Below are 1,511 nucleotides of genomic sequence, written 5' to 3'. Positions count from 1 at the left end.
TCAAGATTTCCGGCGCTCAGTGGGAACGTCAGAACGTTCCACAAGTCCTCAAGCAACGCTGTGCTTATCTCAATGGAGACTTTTACGCCTAACACTTGCAAAACTGGGATGCACCCATTTAGCTGCGGTTGGGTTTCGGCTTTATTCGACCCAACCAACTCCAGACTCATATTTTTACAAAAGTGAGATGTATCCAGAAAATTAGCTCGATTTAAAGGCTTGCCAAGCCGTCGATCGCCGAGAGTAACGACCGACCTAATATTGACAAACGATCGAAAATTCGATAATTTCTCTCTCAATCTAAAGATGAAAAATTAAGAAAAATCTATTCGAGCGTTAAAGTGTCGTTAAAACCGTTTTAAATTTGTAGTTTCCCCGTTCCAATGACAAAGCAAACCGGCGATCGCTCGCCCAACTTCAGCCACCGAAATCGCCCGATTTCACGTCGAAGGTTCTCCAAACTCCTAACGGCGGCCGTTGCGACCCTCGCGATCGCCTCAGACGTTCGCCGAGGACGCGCCACCCTTCCTGTCATGAAACCCAAACGCCTATTTCCCGGTGCGACAGTAGGGATTATCAACCCCGCAAGCGCCACCTTCGTTCGCGATGACGTCAACCGGGTTCTCGACGCGATACGCGGCTTGGGATTGGTTCCCCAACTCGGACGCCACGCCACCGATCGATATGGTTATTTTGCCGGACGCGATCGCGATCGCGCCGCCGACATCAACGACTTTTTCGCCGATCCCGACGTTACGGCGATTCTCCCCATCAAAGGCGGCTGGGGAAGCAGTCGCGTTCTCCCCTATCTCGACTACGATTTGATTCGCCAAAACCCCAAAATCCTCGTCGGATTCAGCGACATCACCGCCTTACTCTGGGGAATCCACCGCCAAACCAATTTGGTGACGTTCCACGGTCCTAACGGCTTTACCTCTTGGAATCCCACTCAAACTGACTGGTTTCGTCGCGTGTTGTTCGACGGCGAGGCGATGACGTTTCGCAACTTCCAAGATCCCGCCGACAAAAACCGACCCATGCAAACGCGCTATCCAGATTCTTCGCAGTACTCCAGCCATAGCTGAAAGCTTGGCTGGTGGTGTAGCGAAGCGCGACCGAGGGGAGTAACCTACAAAAGATTTGCTACAGTTTAGATATGCTAAACATGACGTGGGAATTTAAGCTAGAGCCAACGGCGGAGCAGGTTTCAGAGATCGAACACATTCTTGAGGTGTGCCGCCATGTCTGGAATTTTGCTCTGCGGGAACGTAAAGACTGGCTAAAATCCCGCAAGTCGCCCGTGAATGCGTGCTCGATTCGGCAGGAATTTATCTTGCCAGCAGATGCACCCTTCCCGAACTGCCACATTCAGGCTAAGCGTTTGACCGCTGCCAAGACTGAATTTCCTCAGCTCAAGACGGTCAACGCTCAGGTTCTTCAGCAAGTCCTTAGAAAACTTGAGACTTCTTGGGAGTCGTGGCGGTTAAAACGTTCGGGTCTTCCAACGGTTC

Annotated in this window: 2 protein-coding genes; both read left to right on the top strand. The window is 51.4% G+C overall.

The window, feature by feature from the left end:
- Positions 1 to 383 precede the first annotated feature (383 nt).
- A complete protein-coding gene (locus tag GEI7105_RS28435; RefSeq protein ID WP_017658563.1) occupies positions 384 to 1,085 on the top strand; it encodes a S66 peptidase family protein in 702 nt (233 codons plus the stop codon).
- A 71-nt stretch (positions 1,086 to 1,156) separates the two neighbouring features.
- Positions 1,157 to 1,511, top strand: a 355-nt coding sequence (locus tag GEI7105_RS0100690; protein WP_017658562.1) for a helix-turn-helix domain-containing protein, incomplete at its 3' end; no start/stop codon positions are given.

The organism is Baaleninema simplex PCC 7105 (assembly GCF_000332355.1).
GTDB classification, from domain to species: Bacteria; Cyanobacteriota; Cyanobacteriia; order Cyanobacteriales; family Geitlerinemataceae; genus Baaleninema; species Baaleninema simplex.
Note: the sequence above shows the minus strand (reverse complement) of the source record. Positions and strands in the feature narration are given on the sequence as shown.